The following is an 18673-nucleotide window of genomic DNA, read 5'->3' as shown; positions in this document are numbered from 1 at the left end:
CCCCGGTGACGCACCGTACGGCCACCGGGAACGCGCCGCCCTCACGGCCACCGGGGAGGCGCCGTCACGGCCCTCGGAGACGCACCCTTACGGCCACCGGGAACGTGCCCTCACGCCCTTACGGCCCCCGAGCCACGCCCTTACGGCCGCCATGCCACCCGGTGCTCGGACAGGTGCGCCAGCACCGCGTGGTTGGCCTCCCAGCCGTCAGGGAACTTCACCGTGACACCCAGCTGCACCGGCTCCGTGGACGGATGCTCGTCCAGCAGCTCGGCCACCCCCGCCCGGCACACCACCACACACGCCTGCCGGTGCCGCGACGCCAGTACGCACAGCCGCCCCGTCTCCAGGTGGAAGGCCGTGGCGTCCGGCCGCCCCGACAGCGGGTGCAGCACGACCGTGACATCGAACTCACGCCCTTGGAGGCGATTGGCGGTGTCGACGGTGACGCCGGAGACCCCGAGCCCCGCCAGCGCCGCCCGGACCGCCGCCGCCTGGTCCCGGTGCGCCGTGCCCACCGCGATCCGGTCCGCCGCGACCGGCTGCGGCTCGTCGGACCGCTCGCTGACCGCCACCGCGCCCCGGTCCAGCAGCCGCCGCACCACCTGGGCCACGGCCGCCACCGCCTCAGGGTCGGTGCGCGGGGTGCGCCGGGCGGGCAGCTCCAGCAGCCCCCAGCCGGACGCGGCGGCCTCGTCCAGCACCCGGTCCGGGCCCGAGCCGTCGGAGGCCACCCCGAAGCTCAGCCGCCGCTCGCCGTGGCCGGTGCCGCTGCGGAAGGGGGTGTACGGATAGAACGCGTGCGAGACCAGCGGCGCGGCCGAGGCCGGGAGCCGCCAGGAGACCGGCAGCCGGTGCTGCGGAAGCCGCGGGTTGTGGGCGAGCAGGGTGGTGACCGCGCTCGCCGACGGGTCGTACGAAAGCCCCGCCCACTGGTCGGCGCCCACCACGCTGAACGGGTCCAGCTGCCCGGGGTCGCCCACGAACAGCGCCCGTTCGAACAGCCCGGCGACCGCCAGCAGCGCGTCGGAGCGCATCTGGTACGCCTCGTCCACGATCGCGTGCCGCCACGGCTCGACGTGTCTGATGTGCGCCCACTTCGCGGCCGTGGAGACCACGATGTCGAGCCCGGCGAGGTCGGCGATCTTCGCGGAGGCGCGGACCGACTCATGGCCGTCGAGCACCGGGTCGTACGGATGCGGATCGCTGCTGTGCAGCCGCCCCACCGGAAGGTCGGGGTCCGCCGTGGCGAGCCGGTCCACCAGATCGTCCACCTGGGCGTTGGTCTGCGCGACCACCATCAGCGGCCGCCCGGCGGCGGCCAGCTCCCGCGCCGCCCGCACCACCAGCGTCGACTTGCCCGCACCGGGCGGGGAGTCCACGACGACGCCGCGGTCCGCTCCGTGCAGCGTGTCGTGCAGGATCGCCTCGGTGGCGCGCGCCGCGGCGGCCGACGGGTCGAACGGCTCGCCCGCGCGGGCACGGCCCGGGTGGGCCGCGGCGGCGGCCGGGTCCGCGCCGATCACAGATAGTCCTCCTCGGTCATCGGGTCGGGCTGGGGGCTCTGGGCCGGGGCGGCGGCGTCCGGCGGGCCGCCGTGGGTCCATGGGGTGCTCTCCGCGTCGGGCAGCTCGGGGCCGCCGCGCGGGGCGTGCTCGAACAGCGTCCAGCACACCCGGTCGCCCTTCTCGGGCACCGTGCCCGGCTCGGGCTGCTTGCCCCGGCCCATCCCGCCGGTCAGCCGCACTACCAGCGCACGACCTGGGCCGTGCGCATCGCCTGGGCCGTGCGCATCGCCCGGGGCGTGCGCATCGCCCGGGCCGCCCACGACATCGGTTCCGGCGGCCTCGCCGACCTCGTCGGGCCCGTCGGCACCGTCCAGGTCCGCGAGACCGGCGAACTCCCCGCTCTGCGCCCTGCCGTCGGCCGTGACCCGGTGCAGCTTGACCCGCTCGGCCAGGTGCGGACGGTCCTCGGTGCGGATCGTGACCAGCGGGCGCGGGCGCGGCACCTTCGCGTCCGACCAGGCCATCTCCACATCGATCACCTCGCCCGCGAACGCCTCACCGGCCAGCCGCCGCCCCGCCATGACCAGCGGATCGTCCAGCGCCTCATGGGCGTCCAGCTGGGCCTGCGCGGTCTCGCGCGCGGCGAGCTTCTGCGCCGCCGTCACCGCGTCGTCCAGCTTGGGCTGCGGTGGCTCCCCGGCCCGGACCCGGTCCCGGTGGCCGGTGTACGACCAGCGGTCCCGCTTCCAGCGGTCGGCCACCCGCGCGCCCTCCGGGAGGGCGCGCAGCAGATCCACCCCGTGCCACAGCGCGTCCCAGGTGGGCCGGAGCTGCGACTCGATCAGCCCGCGCAGCTCCGCCTCGGCGAGCCGCAGCCGCGCCGCGCCCCCGGCCACGCCCTGTGACGCCTCGGCACGGGCCGCGTCATAGCGGGACATCGCCGGGGCCAGCAGCTTGTTGTCGAAGGCGGGGTCGGTGGACGGTCCGGCGGGCGGACAGCGCAACTGGCCCCCCTCGTCCCGCTCCGACTCCGCCCGCAGCGCCGCCTCCGCGCCCGGCACGCCCTCCGGCGGGTCGATCCAGGCCAGCAGCGAGCCCAGGTGCTGATCCTCGAGATTGCTCTGCCCGGTCGCCCAGTGACGGCTCAGCAGCTCGGTGAGCGACAGCAGCAGACAGGAGCCGGGCACCCGCGCCCGCTCCCCGTAGTGGGTCAGCCAGCGGCCCAGCAGCGGTACGCGCGCGGGCGCGGGGAAGGGCGTCTCCGGGTCCTGCTCGGCGGTCCGCCGGAACCGCATCGACCGGCCCAGCAGCCGTACGAACGCCACGCCCGCGGCGCTGGGCACCAGCAGCTGCGGCGCGTCCTGGCAGAGCTCGACCTGGACCGGCACCTTCTTACCGGTCTCCGGATCGGTCTCCTTGCGCTCCTCCAGCTCGACCTCGTCCCCGTACGAGTCCAGATACGGCTGGATCTCCTCCGCGAGCTCGGCGAGGAACGCGAACCGCAGGTCGCGGTCGCGTGGCTGGGCCACGATCAGCAGCCGCGGCGCGTCCCGGTCGGTGCCCACCAGCGCCCCGAGCGGCGCCCCCGCCTCACCGGCGGTGGTGAGCGGGACGAACGCCAGCGGACGCTGCGACAGATGGCGGTGGCGCACGGTGGTCAGGGGCTGGGCCCGCCCCTCCCGGACCGCCTCCATCCGGGCCAGGGTGGTGATCAGCGACATGCCACCGCCTCGGGGCGGGACGCGAGCGCCTCGGCGCGCAGGGCCGCCGCGCGGCGCAGGGCGTCCACGGCGGGGTCACCGGTGGGCGCCTCGTCGGCGGGGCCGTTCATGGCGGCCGTAAGGACGGCGTCCACGGTGGTGAGCCCGCCCAGCTCGCCCCGGACGCCACGGCCCAGCGCCTCGACCTGTCCCGCCGCGCGGGACCGCGTCCGGCAGTGGGCGGCCAGCTCGCACGTGGACAGGCACTCCGGCGCGTACGCCGCCTCCACCGCGTCCACGGCGGCCGTGAGCTCCTCGACCGGCCGGGTCGGGTTCCGGCCGTCGTCGGTGAGCCGGAGGTCGAAGGTGGTGCCCTCGGGGAGGGCGGCGGCGATCTCCTCGATCCGGGTCAGCCGGTCCAGCTGCCGCCGGGTGACCGCCAGCTGCTTGCGCACATCGACCAGTTCGGCGGTCGGCAGGTTGGAGAAGTCCTTGGGGCAGACGAGCAGCACCTGATGCCGCACCCGGGCCCGCACGGGAGCGGCCTCCGCCGGGGTCACCGAGCCCTCCTGCGCCGCCGTTTCGGCCGGGTCCGCCGAGGTTGCTGCCTCCTTCGTCCCAGCCGGGTCCGCCGCGTCCGCCGTCATCGCCGCGCTCGCCGTCTCCGCCACGTCCACGGCCTCCACCGCCTCCGCGGTGTCGCCGCCGCCCTCCGGCGGCCGGCCGATCATCGACGCCACCCGCTCCAGCGCCAGCGTGTAGACCGCCGACTGCCGGGCGGCAGCGCCCACCTTGGCCGGGTCGGCGGAGCCGTCCACCATCGGGAAGGACTTGATCTCGATGACCGTCCACGACCCGTCGGGGTGCACCACGACCGCGTCCGGCTCCAGGAAGGCGGGCGAGCCCGCGACGTCCAGGCTCACCATCGGATGGTCCAGCAGCGCCCAGCGCCCCGCCTCCGTGGCCTCCCGCAGCGCGAGCGCCGTACGGGCCGTGCGGCCCTGCGGTCCGGGCGCGGTCAGATCGGGGGTCGCGACGGCGCCGGGGCCGGGCGGCTCCGAGCCGTCGCGCAGCCGCTCGTGCAGCAGCCGCACCAGATCCGCGCCTCCGTCGGCCTTGACCCGGGCCTCGAAGGAATTGCCGCGCTGATGCGCGAACTGCGACTGACCGAAGTTCGCGGGAGCCCCCAGGGCCTGCGCCAGCGCGCCCTTGTCGACCCCGGCCCCGTCCAGCAGCGCGCGGCGGCGGCAGCCCGGGTTGGCGGCCAGCGCCGCCAGCGCTCGGGCGTCCATCGGACGGGGAGCGGTGGCCGGGCCGCGCAGCTCAGCGAGCCGCTGCCGGAGCCCCGTCGCCTGCCGTGGAGGTCGCGCCGCCCGTGGCCGGGGCGCCCCGGCCGCCGGTACCGGCACCGGCTCCCCGGCCGCCGTCGTCCGCGGCACCGTCGGTGCGTTGCCTGTCCGCGCCCCTGCCCTGCTGTCGGGGGATCCGTTCCCGTTCACGCGCCGAAGTCTCGCACTTGTCACCGACATTCGCGGGCACACCCGCGTTTCGGGAGGCGAGGGGGGTCTCCTGGGCCGGGCGCAGCCGGGTGCGCAGGGTCTCCGTGAGGCGCAGCGCCGGGCCCGCCAGCAGCGCCCCGAGCCCCATGGTGGCGACGCCGGCGGCCGCGTCCAGGAAGTAGTGGTTGGCGGTGCCCATCACCACGAGCGTGATCGCCAGCGGATAGCCGACCGCGAGGACCTTGGTCCACACCGAGCGCCCGTGCCGCCACAGGGCGACGCCGCACCACAGCGCCCATCCCACATGGAGGCTGGGCATCGCCGCGTACTGGTTGGTCAGCCCGCCGAGCCCGCGCGGTGCGCTGGCGTCGCCGCCCCACCAGCCGTACGAGCCGTACTGCGCCATGGTGTCCACGAAGCCGTGGCTCGCGTCCAGGAGCCGTGGCGGGCACGTCGGCAGCAGGGTGAAGCCGATGAGTCCGATGACGGTGGAGACCAGCAGCCAGGTGCGCAGAAAGCGGTAGTCCGACGCCTTACGGCGCTTCCACAGCCACATCAGGACGGCCGGAGTGAGGACGTAGTGCAGCGAGGCGTAGGCGAAGTCCGCCGGTATGCCTATGACCGCGTTGGCGGTGAAGAGGTCGTTCAGCGGCGACTCGAAGTCGATGTTCAGACGCTGTTCGAAATGGAGGATCGCCAGACCGTGATCGACGGCGGTGGACACATCGCCGCGGGCCAGGAGCCGACCGGCCGAGTACGCGGCGTACACCACCGCTATGAGCGGCAGTTCGGTCCACCAACGGGGCCGACTGCCCGGTGCTGCTCCGGCACGGGGCACGGTGTGGGGCATTCGGACGCTCTCCAAAGTTCAGGCGGCCAGAAAAAGGCGCGCGGTCAACCGTACGGTGTAGGCGAAGCGACCTACGCACCGCCCCCGTCCGCGAGCGCGCCCACTGTCGGGACCCCCTGGCGGACTCGCGCGCAGCCTGGAAGACGCCAGGAGTGACCCGGAGGTTGCCTGCTGATCACGTGCGCGATGATGGAGGGATGGCGATCGGCCATGTGCCGGTCCCGTGATGTGCACGAAACCGCAGGCAGCGACGTGTAATGGCGCACGGCGGCGCGGCGGTGCGGAACCGGTGAAAGAAGGCGCTGCCCCATGGCCCCACGCATCCTCCTGGCCCGGCACGGACAGACGCGGTGGTCGCTGGCCGGGAAGCACACCGGCCGTACGGACATCCCGCTGCTGGACGAGGGGCGGCGCGGCGCCGAACTGCTCGGCGGGCGGCTGCGCCACGGCCCCTGGGCGGGCCTCCCGGACGCCGAGGTGCGCACCAGCCCGTTGGCGCGGGCGAAGGAGACCTGCGCGCTGGCGGGCTTCGGCGACCGGGCGCGGGAGTGGGACGCGCTCCTGGAGTGGGACTACGGCGCGTACGAGGGGATGACCCCCGCCGAGATCAAGGCGATCCGGCCGGGCTGGCTCATCTGGCGCGACGGGGTGCCCGAGGGCGAGTCGATCGCCTCGATCGCGGCGCGGGCCGACGAGGTCGTGGAGTGGGCGCGCTCGGCCGACCGCGATGTGCTGGTCTTCGCGCACGGCCACATCCTGCGGACGCTGGGCGCCCGTTGGCTGGGCCATGAGGTCTCCTTCGCCGCCCGTATCCGGCTCGATCCCACGTCCCTGTCGGTGCTCGGCTGGGCGTACGGCGAGCCCGCCATCGAGCGCTGGAACGACACCGGCCATCTCGACTGAACCGGCCACTGAACCGGCCACTGAACCGGCCATCGAACCGGCCACCCCGACCGAGGGCCCGAACCGGTGTCAGACCGGGCTGGTGAGGCCGGCCGGCTCGGGGCGTGTGGCCGGCTCGGGACGGGCGGTCGGCTCGGGGCGTGCGGCGGCCCCGGGGCGCGCGGCCGTCTCGTAGCGGGCGAGGAAGTCCGCGACCGCCGCATCGCGACCGTAAGGACGAAGTATCCGGGCCGTGTCGTCGAGCATCCGGCGGATCCGCGACGACTTCACCTGGTCCAGCAGGCCGAGCGCCCGGCCGGCCGAGGCGGCGGCCGCGTCCGGTGCGCCGCCCGCCACCAGATCGCTCGCCAGCTCCGTGGTGAACAGCGCGATATTGCGGGTGAAGTGGGGGTTCTGGAGGGCCACCGCGCGCCGCGCGTGCTCCACGGCGCGCTTCCAGTCGCCGAGCGCCGACCAGCACTGCGCCTCAAGACCCTCCAGTTCGGCCTCCCCGAAGAAGCTCATCCACTCGGGGTCGGCATCGCAGGGCCCGCGCCCGAACAGCGTCCGGGCGCGCAGCAGCGCCCGCTCACAGCCGCCCCGGTCGGTCAGCCAGGCGAGTCCCCCGGCCTCGCGCAGCGCGAGCAGCGACAGCAGCCGCGGCGAGGCGAGCCGCTCGGCGACCCGCTGGGCCGCCTGTGCCGCCCTTACGGCCTCGCGGGGGTGTCCGGCGTCGCGGGCGAGGAAGGCGGTATTGCAGAACGCGTGCGCCTCCAGGGCGGCGTCGCCGGAGACCCGCGCGGTGGCCAGGGCCTCGGCGTAGTGGGACCGCGCGTCGGACAGCCGCCCTGAGTCATGGGCCAGCCAGCCCACCGAGATGGCCAGTTCGCCCGCGCCCGCGAAGAGCCGCTCGGCGATCGAGCGGCTGTAGCCGCCCGCGTCGAGCAGCGCGTAGGCGGCGCTCAGCGGTTTGGCGGTGTGCGCGTAGAGGGGGTCGGCGCCGTGCCGGTCGTCCAGCACCCGGATCCGCCGTACGGCCTCCTCCACGGCGGCGGCCTCGGCCTCGCCCACCCGCCGTCCCGTCCGCCGGGGCGGCGTCCCGGCCCGGGGCGCGGCGGCCACGGCGGCGGCCGCCGCCCCACCGGCCATGAACGAGCGGCGCAGCAGTTCGCTCTCCTCGAAGATGTCGACGGACCCCTTGCCCGGGGGCTCGCAGGGCCCTGGGCGCGGGCCGGGTAAGGGGACGGGCACGGGGACGGGAGGGCCCGCGGGGCCGCGCGCCTGGTGGCCGCGCACCGACTCACGGGAGGCGAAGCCGAGATCCGTAAGGGTGCGGCCGGGGAACATATGGCGGAAGACCCGCTCGTACGCGTAGTTGGGGCAGCGGATCGCCCCCGACTCGACACGGCCGATATAGCGGGCGTCGCAGGAGACCTGCTCGCCGATCTCGCGGGCGGCGCGGCGCACGGACGCCGCGAACTCGGAGGGCGAGAGCTGTCCGCGCAGTCGGCGGAACGCGGTGTTCGGCCGGGGCGGCGGGGGCTCTGGAAGCGGCGTCATCTGAGCCTCTCCCTTGGTGATGCCAGGTGGGCGGGGGAGAACCGTACCGGCTGTGAGATCCACGACACTCGGAGATTTCCGGCAAATGTGACGTCTCGCCCACGATCTGCCATGAACTGCCATCCTTTACGGCGGCATTCGGCCGTAGCCGTTGACACCGCCGCGCGTTGAACCAGGTGCTACCCGATGGAGAGGGAGGCCGGAGTGGATACCAGCCGCTCACGGACGACTGCCCAGCACCCCCAGCGCCAGGACTGCGATCTCGTCACCGTGCCCGCCCGCCAGGGGCTGGAGGCGGTGGACATCCTGCGCCGTGCGCGCGACGGCCTCGGTCCGGTCCTGCATGACAACGCCTGCGACACCCTCGGCTTCCTGGTCCCGCCCGGTACGGCGGACGGCTGGGACCTGCCGGGCTCGGCGTGTACGCAGACATCCGGGCGCGGGATCCGGATAAATATCGGCTCCGGCACCGGCACCCCCGCCGGGGCCGGAGACACCCGAACCGGAGACTCCGCGTCCGGAGACCTCCCACACGGAAACAACGGATCCGGAGACACCGAATCCGGAGCCCCTGGTTCCGGAGACACGGCATCCGGAGACGGTGACTCCAGAGACAGTGAGTTCGGAGATGGCGCGTCCGGCGCGGCCGGGAACGAGGCCCCGCCGGGCATCGGCACCGGCTGGCTGGTGCCGCCCCACGCGGCGTACACGGTCGCCACCGACCCCGCCGAGCTCCGGGCGGCACTCGGTGAGGCGGCCCGCACGATCGAGGCCGTCGACCGCTGCCAGTGAGCCCCGGGGGCTGTCAGTGGTCGGCCCCATACTGGGACACATGGCGAAAGGCACGAACAAGCGAGCCGCGCGCGGGCGCGGAGCGGCGCGGGGACGCAGCCCCGAGCCGGTCACCGCATCCGTCGACGGGGGGCTCGCCGAGCTCGTGCCGGACCGGGACCGGCCGCGCGGCTGGACGCTGCTGCTCGACGGCAAGCCGCAGTCGCATGTGGACCTCGACGACCCCGCGTATCTCGACTTCGAGTACCAGCGCAGATTCGGCCATGTCGCCGATCTCGCCGCCCCTCCCGGCCGTCCGCTGCACGCGGTCCATCTGGGCGGCGGCGCCTTCACTCTCGCCCGCTATATAGCGGCCACCCGCCCCCGCTCCACCCAGCAGATCATCGAGATCGACGCCCCGCTCGTCCAGTTCGTCCGGCGTGAGCTGCCGCTGGACCCCGGTGACCGGATACGGGTGCGCGGCGCCGACGCCCGCGCCGGGCTCGCCAAGGTGCCCGACGGCTGGGCGGATCTGATCATCGCGGATGTCTTCAGCGGGGCCCGTACGCCCGCCCATCTCACCAGCGCGGAGTTCCTCGCCGAGGTGCGCCGCGCCCTGCGCCCGGACGGGTGCTACGCCGCGAATCTCGCCGACGGCCCGCCGCTGGCCCATCTGAAGGCCCAGATCGCCACCGCCCGCGCCGCCTTCGCCGAGGTGTGTCTGACCGCCGACCCCGCCCTGCTGCGCGGCCGCCGCTTCGGCAACGCCGTGCTGCTGGCCGCCGACCGCGAGCTGCCGCTGGCCGAGCTCACCCGCCGCGCCGCGGGCGATCCGCACCCCGCCCGGGTCGAACACGGCCGCGCGCTCGCGGACTTCACCGGTGGCGCGCCCCCCGTCACCGACGCGACCGCCGCCCCCTCCCCGGCCCCGCCGCCCGCCGTCTTCGCCTGACCGCCCGCCGCGTGCCAGGGGCTCCGCCCCTGGACCCCGAGGCGTGGGGCCAAGCCCCGCCTTCCAGCCTCTACGGGGGGGCACCTCCCAGCGGTAGCTGGGGGAGTCCGAGGAGCGGGGCCCGGGCGAAGCCCCGCCTTCCAGCCCCTCCAGGGGCGCCTCCCAGCGGTAGCTGGGGGAGTTTGAGAAGCGGAGCCCCACCTTCCAGCCCCTCCGGCGCTTGAGGAGCGGGGTCTGGGGCGGAGCCCCAGTTGTGGGAAGGGGCGGGGAGGGGACGAGCCCGCCGCAGGCGTACGCGTACCGACGGACACCCCTAGTGCTCATCGATGCGGACCTGGGGCGGCCCGTCATGCCACGTGCAGAAGACGGTCGTGGTCTCGGCCCCGGAGACGAAGTCCACCCGGATCCACTCGCTCTGCTTCCACACCTGCATCTGCCATCCGCCGTCCGGTGTCGCCGAGACCAGATCCGCCGACGCCGCCCGGATGTCGAAGACCGCCCGGCCGCCCTTGGCGGGATAGCTGCGCACCTCCCCGCTCTCCTCCGGCCGCGCCGACTCCTTCCGGGACGGCGTCTGCGTCGGCTTCCGGGTGCGCCCGGCCGAACCGGACTCCTTGCCCTTGTCCCCGCCGGACCCCGCGTCCGTCCCGGGAGGCGAGGGCGAGGACGGCGAGGACGGTGAAGTGGCCGAGGGGGAGGGCGGTTTGGGCCGACGCGTGGAGGAGGACCAGGACCCGTTCGCCGACCCGGAGCCGTCCGTGATCGGCAGCGCGCGCGGCGGGTCGTAGGCCGTACCGGTCAGCACCGTCCGCACGCCGTACCACGACAGCGTGACCGCGGCGCCGGTCGCCAGCACCCAGGCCAGACATTGGACCAGACCTCTTTGCATCTTCCTCATCTTGCCTCACCCGAATGGCGTACGGTGCCGCTCATGGCAAGTGTGCTTGTGGTCGAGGACGACCAGTTCGTGCGCTCAGCCCTCATACGGCAGTTGACCGAGGCGTCCCATACCGTGCGCAGCGTCGGCACCGCCCTGGAGGCGTTGCGCGAGGTGGCGCAGATCGGATTCGACGTCGTCATCCTGGACCTCGGCCTGCCCGATCTGGACGGGGCGGAGGCGCTCAAGATGCTGCGTGGCATCACCGATGTGCCGGTCATCGTGGCCACCGCCCGCGACGACGAGGGTGAGATCGTCCGCCTGCTCAACGACGGCGCCGACGACTACCTGGTCAAACCGTTCTCCGTGGCCCATCTCTCCGCCCGGATGACCGCCGTGCTGCGCCGCGCTCGCGGGGGCGGGCCGGGCGAGCCGGGCGGCGCGGCGGCGCCCCCGGCGGTGCTCCGGGTCGGCGGTCTTGCCGTCGATCCGCTGCGCCGCCAGGCCCAGTTGGACGGGGTGACGCTCGATCTGACCCGGCGCGAGTTCGACCTGCTGGCCTATCTCGCCGGGCGGCCCGGTGTCGTGGTGCCGCGCCGGGAGCTCCTCGCCGAGGTCTGGCGGCAGGCGTACGGGGACGACCAGACCATAGACGTCCATCTGTCCTGGCTGCGCCGCAAGCTGGGCGAGACCGCCGCCCGGCCGCGCTATCTCCACACGCTGCGCGGGGTCGGCGTCAAGCTGGAGCCCCCGGCGGAGCACACGTGAGATGGGCCCTGGTCAAGGTCTGTCTGGCGGTCACGGCGATGGTCGTGGTCGCCTTCGCCGTACCGCTCGGACTCGTCGTCAAGGAGCTGGCCCGGGACCGGGCGTTCGCCGACGCCGAGCGGCAGGCCGCCACCATCGGCCCGGCGCTCGCCATCACCACCGAGCGGGCGCGGCTCCAGCGCGCGGTCGCCAGCACCCAGGCGGGCGGGGACGGCCGGATGGCGGTGCATGTCCCCGATGAGCCGGGGGACCGGGCGAGCGGCTACGACCTGGGCAAGAGCCGTGCGCCCAAGGGCGAGCTGGCCACCGCGCGGCGGCTCGGCCGCGCCTCGGTGTCCGGTGCCCCCGGGGGCTACGCACTGCTCCAGCCGACCGCGCTGAGCAGCGGTCAGGTCGCGGTCGTCGAGGTGTACGTCCCGCGTGGCGTGGTCACCAGCGGGGTCACCACGTCCTGGCTGGTGCTCGCGGGTGTCGGCCTGGCGCTGATCGTCGGTGCGGTGGCCATCGCCGACCGGCTCGGCACCCGGCTGGTGCGCCCCGCGGGGCGGCTCGCCGAGGCCGCGCACGACCTGGGCCGGGGCGAGCTCGGGGTGCGCGTCCCGGAGGACGGCCCGGCCGAACTCCGGGCGGCCGCCGCCGCGTTCAACTCCATGGCCGACCAGGTGGTCCAGCTCCTGGCCGGCGAGCGCGAGCTGGCCGCCGACCTCTCCCACCGGCTCCGCACCCCGCTCACCGTGCTGCGCCTCAACGCCGCCTCGCTGGGCGAGGGACCGGCGGCCGACCAGACCCGCGCCGCCGTCGCCCAGCTGGAGGGCGAGGTCGACCAGATCATCCGCACCGCGCGCCAGCAGAAGACCCACACCCCCTCCGGCTGTGACGCCTCCGAGGTGATCCGGGACCGGATGGAGTTCTGGTCCGCGCTCGCCGAGGACGAGGACCGTACGGTGCGGCTGGCCGGGGTCGAGCGCACCGTAAGGGTGCCGGTCGCCCGCCCCGAACTGGGCGCCGCGCTGGACGCCCTGCTCGGCAATGTCTTCCGGCACACGCCCGAGGGCACGGCGCTCGCGGTCGACGTCCACAACGGCGAGGACAGCGTGATCATCCTGGTCTCCGACGCGGGCCCGGGCATCGCCGACCCGGACGCGGCGCTCCGCCGGGGCCACGGCGACGGCGGCCCCGGCTCGACCGGCCTCGGCCTGGACATCGTGCGCCGGGTCGCGGAGTCCACGGGCGGTGATCTGCGGATCGGGCGGTCCGTGCTGGGCGGCACCGAGGTACGGGTGTGGCTCTCGCTGAACGGCGCCGGTTCCGCCGACCCGGGGCAGCGGCGGCGCGGCCGTAAGAAGAGGACCCGGGGCCGCGGCAGGGCCAAGGAGCCCGCGGAGCATTAATCGCCGCCGATGGGTTCCTTAAGACAGCCATAAGATCCGTGGCCCGTGCACGGATCCTGCCGTTTGTCCGACTTCCCCTCGCTAGCGTGTCGCCCGCACCACCAACCCCCCACATCCGTACAGCGAAGGCAGGCACCTGATGAGCAGTACGCACCGTCGCAAGGCGAGCCGGACCACCAAGGTGATCGGCGCGACCGCCGCCGCCGTCGTGGCCGGCGGCACGGCGTTCGCGCTCAGCGGGGCGGCGAACGCGGGAACCGTCTCCGAGAAGACCTCCGCCTCCGAGAAGCCCGCCGCGGCGGCGGGCGGCTTCGCCCCGTACATCGACACCTCGCTCTACCCCGCCTACGACATGGTGGGCACCGCCGACAAGACCGGCGTCAAGGAGTTCAACCTCGCCTTCATCACCTCCGGCGGCGGCTGTACCCCCAAGTGGGGCGGCGTCACCGAGGTCGGTGACAACGAGGTGGCCAAGCAGACCGAGGCGCTGCGCGCGAAGGGCGGCGACGTCCGGGTCTCCTTCGGCGGTGCCTCCGGCTCCGAACTGGGCCTGGCCTGCACCTCGGCGGACGAGCTCGCCGCGGCCTACGGCAAGGTCGTGGACGCCCTCAAGCTCACCAAGGTCGACTTCGACATCGAGGGCAGCGCGCTCCCGAACAAGGAGGCCAACACCCGCCGCGCCCAGGCGATAGCCAAGCTCCAGCAGCAGCACTCGGACCTGGATGTCTCCTTCACCCTGCCGGTGCTGCCGACCGGCCTCACCCAGGACGGTGTCGACCTCGTCGCCGACGCCAAGAAGAACGGCGTGAAGGTCTCCGCCGTCAACATCATGGCGATGGACTACGGCGCGTCCTTCGACGACGACATGGGCCAGTACGCGATCGACGCCGCCACCGCGACCCAGGGCCAGATCAAGGACGCGCTCGGGCTGAGCGACGACGAGGCGTGGAAGACCGTGGCGGTCACCCCGATGCTCGGCGTCAACGACGTCAAGAACGAGATATTCAAGGTCGACGACGCCTCCCAGCTGGTGGAGTTCGCCAAGTCCAAGGGCCTGGCCTGGCTGTCGATGTGGTCCGCGACCCGCGACAAGCAGTGCCCCAGCCCGCAGGACACCGCGTCGCCGACCTGTAGCTCGATCGACCAGGAAGAGCTCGCGTTCACCAAGGCCTTCGGCGCCTTCAACGGCTGACGACGACGTAGCCGCGTAAAGCCCCGCATTCGCCACCCCCCACGGAAACCCCCCACACGGCGGGGCGCGGAAGGAATCCCCCACCCACCGCGCCCCGCCGTTTCCATCGCCCTGGCGCCCTGCGGCGTGTCCGGCGGCCCGATGCTTTCCCCTCCCCGCCCCTTCCCGAAGCCTCGATATGCGGCTCCGCCGCGTGGCAGGGGCTCCGCCCCTGGATCCCGGGGTCTGCGGCGGAGCCCCGCCTCCCAGCCCCTCCAGGGGGCACCTCCCAGCGGTAGCTGGGGGAGTTCGAGCGGCGGGGTCCGGGGCCAAGCCCCACCATCCAGCCCCTCCGGCGATTGAGGAGCGGGGTCTGGGGCGGAGCCCCAGTTGAGGGAAGGGGCGGGTAGGGGGAAAGCAGCCCGCCGCAGGCGTACGCGTACCGTCGGACACCCCCTACGGCCGCTGCGGTTCCTCCGCCCGCTCCCCCGCCTCCTCCGCCTCATGCTCCTCGTGCTCCGCCACCTGCTCCTTCGTGACCTTGGCGACCTGCCCGTCGCGCCCGAAGTAGCTCCGGGACAGCGAGACCCGCAGCCGCTCCTTGAAGGAGAGCTTCCGGGCGACCCCGGCCTCGTCGACCGACGGCGGCAGCTCCAGCGGCAGATACTGCTCATACGCGGTCAGCGTGTACTTCTCCCCGGGCGAGAGCGGCTCGTGCACCTCGACGTACTCGCCGTGCGGCAGCCGCTGAATGATGCCGGTCTCGCGCCCGTGCAGCAGCTTCTGCCGATCCTTGTGCTGGAGGCCCAGACAGATCCGCTTGGTGATCACGAAGACCACGACCGGCACCACGAAGAAGCCGATCCGGCAGGTCCAGGTGATCGCGTTGATCGACAGCTGGAAGTGGGTGGCGATGAGGTCATTGCCGCCACCCGCCAGCAGCACCGCGTAGAGGGCGATCCAGGCGGCGCCGAACGCGGTGCGGGTCGGGGCGTTGCGTGGGCGCTGATTGAGATGGTGCTCGCGCCGGTCCCCGGTGATCCATGCCTCCAGGAACGGATAGAGCCAGATGACCAGCAGCACCGTGGGGAAGACCAGGAACGGGATCAGCACCCCGAGCACCAGGGTGTGGCCCCAGAGATTGATCTCCCAGCCCGGCATCAGCCGGATCAGCCCTTCGGAATAGCCCATGTACCAGTCGGGCTGGGCGTCGGTGGACACCTGGTCGGGCCGGTAGGGGCCGTAGGACCATACCGGATTGATCTGGGCGATGGCCGACATCAGGGTGGTGACGCCGAAGACCAGGAAGAAGAATCCGCCGGACTTGGCCACATAGACCGGCCAAAGGGGCGGCCCCACGATATTCATGTTCTTCTTTCCGGGCCCCGGGTGATGGGTGTGCTTGTGATAGACGAGCAGGATCATATGGAGCGCCAGCAGCCCGAGCATGATGCCCGGAATGAGCAGCACATGCACGGTGAACAGCCGTGGCACGACCGCCGTTCCCGGGAACTGGCCGTCGAAGAAGAAGAACGACAGATACGTGCCGACGATCGGGATGGACAGGATCGCGCCCTCCATGAAGCGCAGACCGGTGCCGGACAGCAGATCGTCGGGCAGTGAATAGCCCATGAAGCCGTCGAACATCCCGAGGATCAGCAGACCGGCGCCGGACAGCCAGTTGATCTCGCGCGGTTTGCGGAAGACGCCGTTGAAGAACGTCCGCATCATATGGACGATCATGCTGGCGATGAAGACGATCGCCGCCCAGTGGTGAACCTGCCGCATCAGCAGTCCGCCGCGCACATCGAAGCTGATGTCCAGCGTGGACGCGTACGCCTGCGACATGCGGATGCCGTTCAGCGGCGTCCAGCGGCCGTCGTAGATCACCTCATTCATCGCCGGTTTGAAGAACAGGGTCAGATAGACACCGGTCAGAATGATGATGACGAACGTATAGAGGGCGATCTCGCCGATCAGAAAGGACCAGTGGTCGGGAAAGACCTTACGCAGATTGGCCTTGGCCATCGTGAAGAGGCCCACCCGGCCGTCGAACCAGTCGGCGAGGGCCTCGCCTTTTCCGGCGGGCGCGCGCCGACCGGATGGCTCATCGCGGAACCTCTGCCGGCGCTCCGGAAATGCTCTCATGTCTCAATGGGTTTACCAGGCATTCTCCGCGGATGACGGCGTCCTTCCGCCGGGTGGATCAGGGCGTAACCCCATTGAAGGAAGAACACCCCGGCCGGCTTGCGCCCGGGTGCCCGCCTCCGCCGCCATCCACGGCGCCGCCCGCCCCCCAGCGGGCGGCGCCGTGGACTCGGGCCCCGGTCAGGCCGCCGGAAGCTCTCCGGTGCGGGCCACCCGGGCGTACCAGCGGGCGCTGGACTTCGGTACCCGGGCCTGCGTCGGATAGTCGACGTAGACCGCGCCGAAGCGCTTGCTGTAGCCGTACGCCCATTCGAAGTTGTCCATCAGCGACCAGAGGAAGTAGCCGCGCAGATCGGCGCCGTCCGCGATGGCCTGGTGGGCCACGGCCAGATGGGCCCGGAGGTAGTCGATCCGCCGCGGGTCGTGGACCGCGCCCTCCGCGTCCGGTTTGTCGTCGAACGCGGCGCCGTTCTCGGTGATGTACAGCGGTACGCCCGGCGCCTCACGGCTGTAGCGCATCAGCAGGTCGTGCAGCCCGGTCGGGTCGATGGTCCAGCCCATCTCGGTGCGCTCGCCCGGGGTCTGGTGGAACGCCACCCGCTCCGAGCCCGGCCACGGGGAGTGGGCGCTGGCGCCGTGGCCGTCGTGACGGGCGGGCGAGCCGTCGTTGTCGGTGGCGGCTGATACCAATGACGGTGTGTAGTAATTGATGCCCAGCGCGTCCAGGGGGTGCTTGATGACGGCCAGATCGCCATCGCGGACGAACGACCAGTCGGTGATCGAGGCGGTGTCCTTGATCAGGTCGCTGGGGTACGCACCGCGCAGCAGCGGCCCGGTGAAGACGCGATTGGCCAGCGCGTCGATACGCCGCGCCGCGTCCTGGTCCTCGGGCTTGTCGCTGAGCGGCCGGACCACGGCCGGGTTGAGGCTGATGGCGAGCTGCGCGCGGGCGGGGAGCGCGGCGCGCAGCGCCTGGGCGCCCAGGCCATGGGCGAGGTTCAGGTGGTGAGCGGCGCGCAGCGGGGCCAGCCGCTCGGTGCGGCCCGGGGCGTGCACCCCCGAGCCATAGCCGAGGAAGGCGCTGCACCACGGCTCGTTGAGGGTGGTCCAGAACTCGACGCGGTCGCCCAGCGCCTCCGCCACGATGCCCGCGTACTCGGCGAACCGCTCGGCGGTCTCGCGCTCCGGCCACCCGCCTGCGTTCTCCAGCTCCTGGGGGAGGTCCCAGTGGTAGAGGGTGACCACCGGCTGGATGCCCGCGCCCAGCAGCTCGTCCACCAGAGAGCGGTAGAAGTCGAGCCCGCGCTGCACGGCCGGGCCCCGGCCGGTCGGCTGCACCCGTGACCAGGACACCGAGAAGCGGTACGCCCCCAGGTTCAGCTCCGCCATCAGCCGGACGTCCTCGCGGAAGCGGTGGTAGTGGTCCACCGCCACATCACCGGTGTCACCGGCGAGCACCCTGCCGGGGGTGTGGCTGAAGGTGTCCCAGATGGAGGGGGTGCGGCCGTCCTCCTGGGCGGCGCCCTCGACCTGATAGGCGGCCGAGGCCGCGCCCCACAGGAATCCGGGCGGGAAGGTAAGAGTCATGGAAGCGCTCCCATTCGAGGTCGTGGGGAGGGGAAACGGGGCGAAACGAGGAGGAGGACGGAGTGGTGGTGGCGGGCCGCTCAGCCCTTGACCGCGCCCTGCATGATGCCCCCCACAATCTGCTTGCCGAAGAGGACGAAGGCGATCAGCAGCGGCAGGGTGCCCAGCAGCGCCCCCGCCATGATCAGTGATTGATCCGGGGTGTATCCCCGGCTCAGACCGGTCAGTGCCACCTGCATGGTCGGGTTGCCGTTCTGGGTGAGCGCGATGAACGGCCAGAAGAAGTCGTTCCACGACTGGACGAAGGTGAGCATCCCCAGCACCGCCATCGCCGGACGCGCAGCCGGGAAGACCACATGCCAGATGATCCGCAGGCTGCTCGCGCCGTCCATCCGCGCCGCCTCGATCAGCTCGGTCGGCAGCGCCTGGGAGAGGTACTGCCGCATGAAGAAGACCCCGAAGGCGCTGACGAGCGTCGGCACGATGACCGCCTGGAGCTGGTCGGTCCACTCCAGCTTGGCCACCATCATGTACAGCGGCACCACGCTGAGCTGGGGCGGCACCATCATCGTCCCGATGGTGAGCATCAGCAGGATGTTCTTGAAGCGGAAGCGCAGCTTGGCGAAGGCGAAGCCCGCGATGGTCGAGAACAGCACGGTCGACGCCGCGACCGTGCCCGCCACCACCGTCGTGTTGAGCAGCGCGGTGCCCATGTTGGCGCCGTTCCACGCCTTGTCCAGGTTGTTGAAGAGGTTCCCGCCGAACCACAGGGGAGGAGGTGTCTGGGCCAGCCGGGTGTTGGTGCGGGAGGCGGCGATGGCGGTCCACACCAGTGGGAAGAGCGAGCCGATGGTGAACAGGATCAGCACGGCGTAGGTGATCTTGCCCCCGTGCAGCTGCCTGCCCGCTCGGCCGCGGCCCTTCTCACCCCGCGGAGTGGTGCGCGCGGGAGCTGCCGGATCGAGTGGCTGCCGGGAAGAGACAGTGGCGCTCATGGTTCTCCTCGTCT

15 protein-coding genes are annotated in these 18673 nt (G+C 72.8%); 6 read left to right on the top strand and 9 right to left on the bottom strand.

What is annotated here, in order from left to right:
• Nucleotides 1-140: 140 nt before the first annotated feature.
• Genes KHP12_RS21580 through KHP12_RS21565 form a run of 4 tightly spaced genes read right to left on the bottom strand, consistent with a single transcriptional unit; the run spans nt 141 to nt 5557 of the window.
• Nucleotides 141-1523, bottom strand: coding sequence for an AAA family ATPase (locus KHP12_RS21580; RefSeq protein WP_244203172.1), 1383 nt, complete (start codon nt 1521-1523; stop codon nt 141-143).
• Complete coding sequence (locus tag KHP12_RS21575) at nt 1523-3229, bottom strand: hypothetical protein (protein ID WP_086884236.1); 1707 nt, start codon at nt 3227-3229, stop codon at nt 1523-1525. Before KHP12_RS21575 ends, KHP12_RS21580 begins: the two co-directional genes overlap by 1 nt.
• A complete protein-coding gene (locus tag KHP12_RS21570) occupies nt 3220-4500 on the bottom strand; it encodes a DUF2139 domain-containing protein (RefSeq protein WP_244203171.1) in 1281 nt (426 codons plus the stop codon). The genes KHP12_RS21575 and KHP12_RS21570 overlap by 10 nt, the downstream gene beginning before the upstream one ends.
• Nucleotides 4501-4531: 31 nt before the next feature.
• Nucleotides 4532-5557, bottom strand: coding sequence for a phosphatase PAP2 family protein (locus KHP12_RS21565; protein ID WP_086884234.1), 1026 nt, complete (start codon nt 5555-5557; stop codon nt 4532-4534).
• Nucleotides 5558-5866: 309 nt separating this feature from the next.
• On the opposite strand from KHP12_RS21565, the gene KHP12_RS21560 reads away from it, so the two are divergent.
• Entirely contained in the window at nt 5867-6460 is a 594-nt protein-coding gene (locus KHP12_RS21560) for a histidine phosphatase family protein (protein WP_086884233.1), read from the top strand.
• Nucleotides 6461-6529: 69 nt separating this feature from the next.
• Here KHP12_RS21560 and KHP12_RS21555 read toward each other — a convergent pair whose 3' ends face one another.
• Entirely contained in the window at nt 6530-7999 is a 1470-nt protein-coding gene (locus tag KHP12_RS21555; protein WP_086884232.1) for an NsdA family TPR-like regulatory protein, read from the bottom strand.
• Between the two features lie 204 nt (nt 8000-8203).
• Here KHP12_RS21555 and KHP12_RS21550 point away from each other — a divergent pair, with 204 nt between their 5' ends.
• Together KHP12_RS21550 and KHP12_RS21545 are read left to right on the top strand one after the other, a co-directional pair.
• On the top strand, nt 8204-8791 hold the full coding sequence (locus KHP12_RS21550; protein ID WP_244203170.1) for a hypothetical protein: 588 nt from the start codon (nt 8204-8206) through the stop codon (nt 8789-8791).
• 40 nt (nt 8792-8831) lie between these two features.
• On the top strand, nt 8832-9722 hold the full coding sequence (locus KHP12_RS21545; protein WP_037953204.1) for a spermidine synthase: 891 nt from the start codon (nt 8832-8834) through the stop codon (nt 9720-9722).
• A 313-nt stretch (nt 9723-10035) separates the two neighbouring features.
• Here the strand turns inward: KHP12_RS21545 and KHP12_RS21540 are convergent, their stop codons facing one another.
• On the bottom strand, nt 10036-10611 hold the full coding sequence (locus KHP12_RS21540) for a hypothetical protein (RefSeq protein ID WP_086886060.1): 576 nt from the start codon (nt 10609-10611) through the stop codon (nt 10036-10038).
• Nucleotides 10612-10653: 42 nt separating this feature from the next.
• On the opposite strand from KHP12_RS21540, the gene KHP12_RS21535 reads away from it, so the two are divergent.
• The 3 genes from KHP12_RS21535 to KHP12_RS21525 all read left to right on the top strand — a co-directional run bounded on the left by KHP12_RS21535 (nt 10654) and on the right by KHP12_RS21525 (nt 13950).
• Complete coding sequence (locus KHP12_RS21535; RefSeq protein WP_166484232.1) at nt 10654-11367, top strand: response regulator transcription factor; 714 nt, start codon at nt 10654-10656, stop codon at nt 11365-11367.
• Entirely contained in the window at nt 11364-12758 is a 1395-nt protein-coding gene (locus KHP12_RS21530) for a sensor histidine kinase (protein WP_086886062.1), read from the top strand. Before KHP12_RS21535 ends, KHP12_RS21530 begins: the two co-directional genes overlap by 4 nt.
• Nucleotides 12759-12897: 139 nt before the next feature.
• A complete protein-coding gene (locus KHP12_RS21525; RefSeq protein ID WP_086886063.1) occupies nt 12898-13950 on the top strand; it encodes a chitinase in 1053 nt (350 codons plus the stop codon).
• 435 nt (nt 13951-14385) lie between these two features.
• Here KHP12_RS21525 and qcrB read toward each other — a convergent pair whose 3' ends face one another.
• The 3 genes from qcrB to KHP12_RS21510 form a co-directional block, all read right to left on the bottom strand.
• Nucleotides 14386-16077 carry a cytochrome bc1 complex cytochrome b subunit gene (gene qcrB, locus KHP12_RS21520; protein ID WP_086880094.1) on the bottom strand — a complete coding sequence of 564 codons (1692 nt, stop codon included), beginning with the start codon at nt 16075-16077 and terminating at the stop codon, nt 14386-14388.
• A gap of 180 nt (nt 16078-16257) precedes the next feature.
• Nucleotides 16258-17664, bottom strand: coding sequence for a GH1 family beta-glucosidase (locus KHP12_RS21515; protein ID WP_086880095.1), 1407 nt, complete (start codon nt 17662-17664; stop codon nt 16258-16260).
• 80 nt (nt 17665-17744) lie between these two features.
• Nucleotides 17745-18659, bottom strand: coding sequence for a carbohydrate ABC transporter permease (locus KHP12_RS21510; RefSeq protein WP_037953128.1), 915 nt, complete (start codon nt 18657-18659; stop codon nt 17745-17747).
• Nucleotides 18660-18673: the final 14 nt, after the last annotated feature.

The organism is Streptomyces asiaticus, from assembly GCF_018138715.1.
Lineage (GTDB): Bacteria > Actinomycetota > Actinomycetes > Streptomycetales > Streptomycetaceae > Streptomyces > Streptomyces asiaticus.
Note: the sequence above shows the minus strand (reverse complement) of the source record. Positions and strands in the feature narration are given on the sequence as shown.

What these genes read in the sequence shown, in the direction of transcription:
- KHP12_RS21545 (WP_037953204.1), top strand. Translation starts at nt 8,832, where the DNA reads ATGGCGAAAGGCACGAACAAGCGAGCCGCGCGCGGGCGCGGAGCGGCG.
- KHP12_RS21565 (WP_086884234.1), bottom strand. Translation starts at nt 5,557, where the DNA reads ATGCCCCACACCGTGCCCCGTGCCGGAGCAGCACCGGGCAGTCGGCCC.
- KHP12_RS21535 (WP_166484232.1), top strand. Translation starts at nt 10,654, where the DNA reads ATGGCAAGTGTGCTTGTGGTCGAGGACGACCAGTTCGTGCGCTCAGCC.
- KHP12_RS21540 (WP_086886060.1), bottom strand. Translation starts at nt 10,611, where the DNA reads ATGCAAAGAGGTCTGGTCCAATGTCTGGCCTGGGTGCTGGCGACCGGC.
- KHP12_RS21525 (WP_086886063.1), top strand. Translation starts at nt 12,898, where the DNA reads ATGAGCAGTACGCACCGTCGCAAGGCGAGCCGGACCACCAAGGTGATC.
- KHP12_RS21510 (WP_037953128.1), bottom strand. Translation starts at nt 18,659, where the DNA reads ATGAGCGCCACTGTCTCTTCCCGGCAGCCACTCGATCCGGCAGCTCCC.
- KHP12_RS21555 (WP_086884232.1), bottom strand. Translation starts at nt 7,999, where the DNA reads ATGACGCCGCTTCCAGAGCCCCCGCCGCCCCGGCCGAACACCGCGTTC.
- KHP12_RS21570 (WP_244203171.1), bottom strand. Translation starts at nt 4,500, where the DNA reads ATGGACGCCCGAGCGCTGGCGGCGCTGGCCGCCAACCCGGGCTGCCGC.
- KHP12_RS21560 (WP_086884233.1), top strand. Translation starts at nt 5,867, where the DNA reads ATGGCCCCACGCATCCTCCTGGCCCGGCACGGACAGACGCGGTGGTCG.
- qcrB (WP_086880094.1), bottom strand. Translation starts at nt 16,077, where the DNA reads ATGAGAGCATTTCCGGAGCGCCGGCAGAGGTTCCGCGATGAGCCATCC.
- KHP12_RS21575 (WP_086884236.1), bottom strand. Translation starts at nt 3,229, where the DNA reads ATGTCGCTGATCACCACCCTGGCCCGGATGGAGGCGGTCCGGGAGGGG.
- KHP12_RS21515 (WP_086880095.1), bottom strand. Translation starts at nt 17,664, where the DNA reads ATGACTCTTACCTTCCCGCCCGGATTCCTGTGGGGCGCGGCCTCGGCC.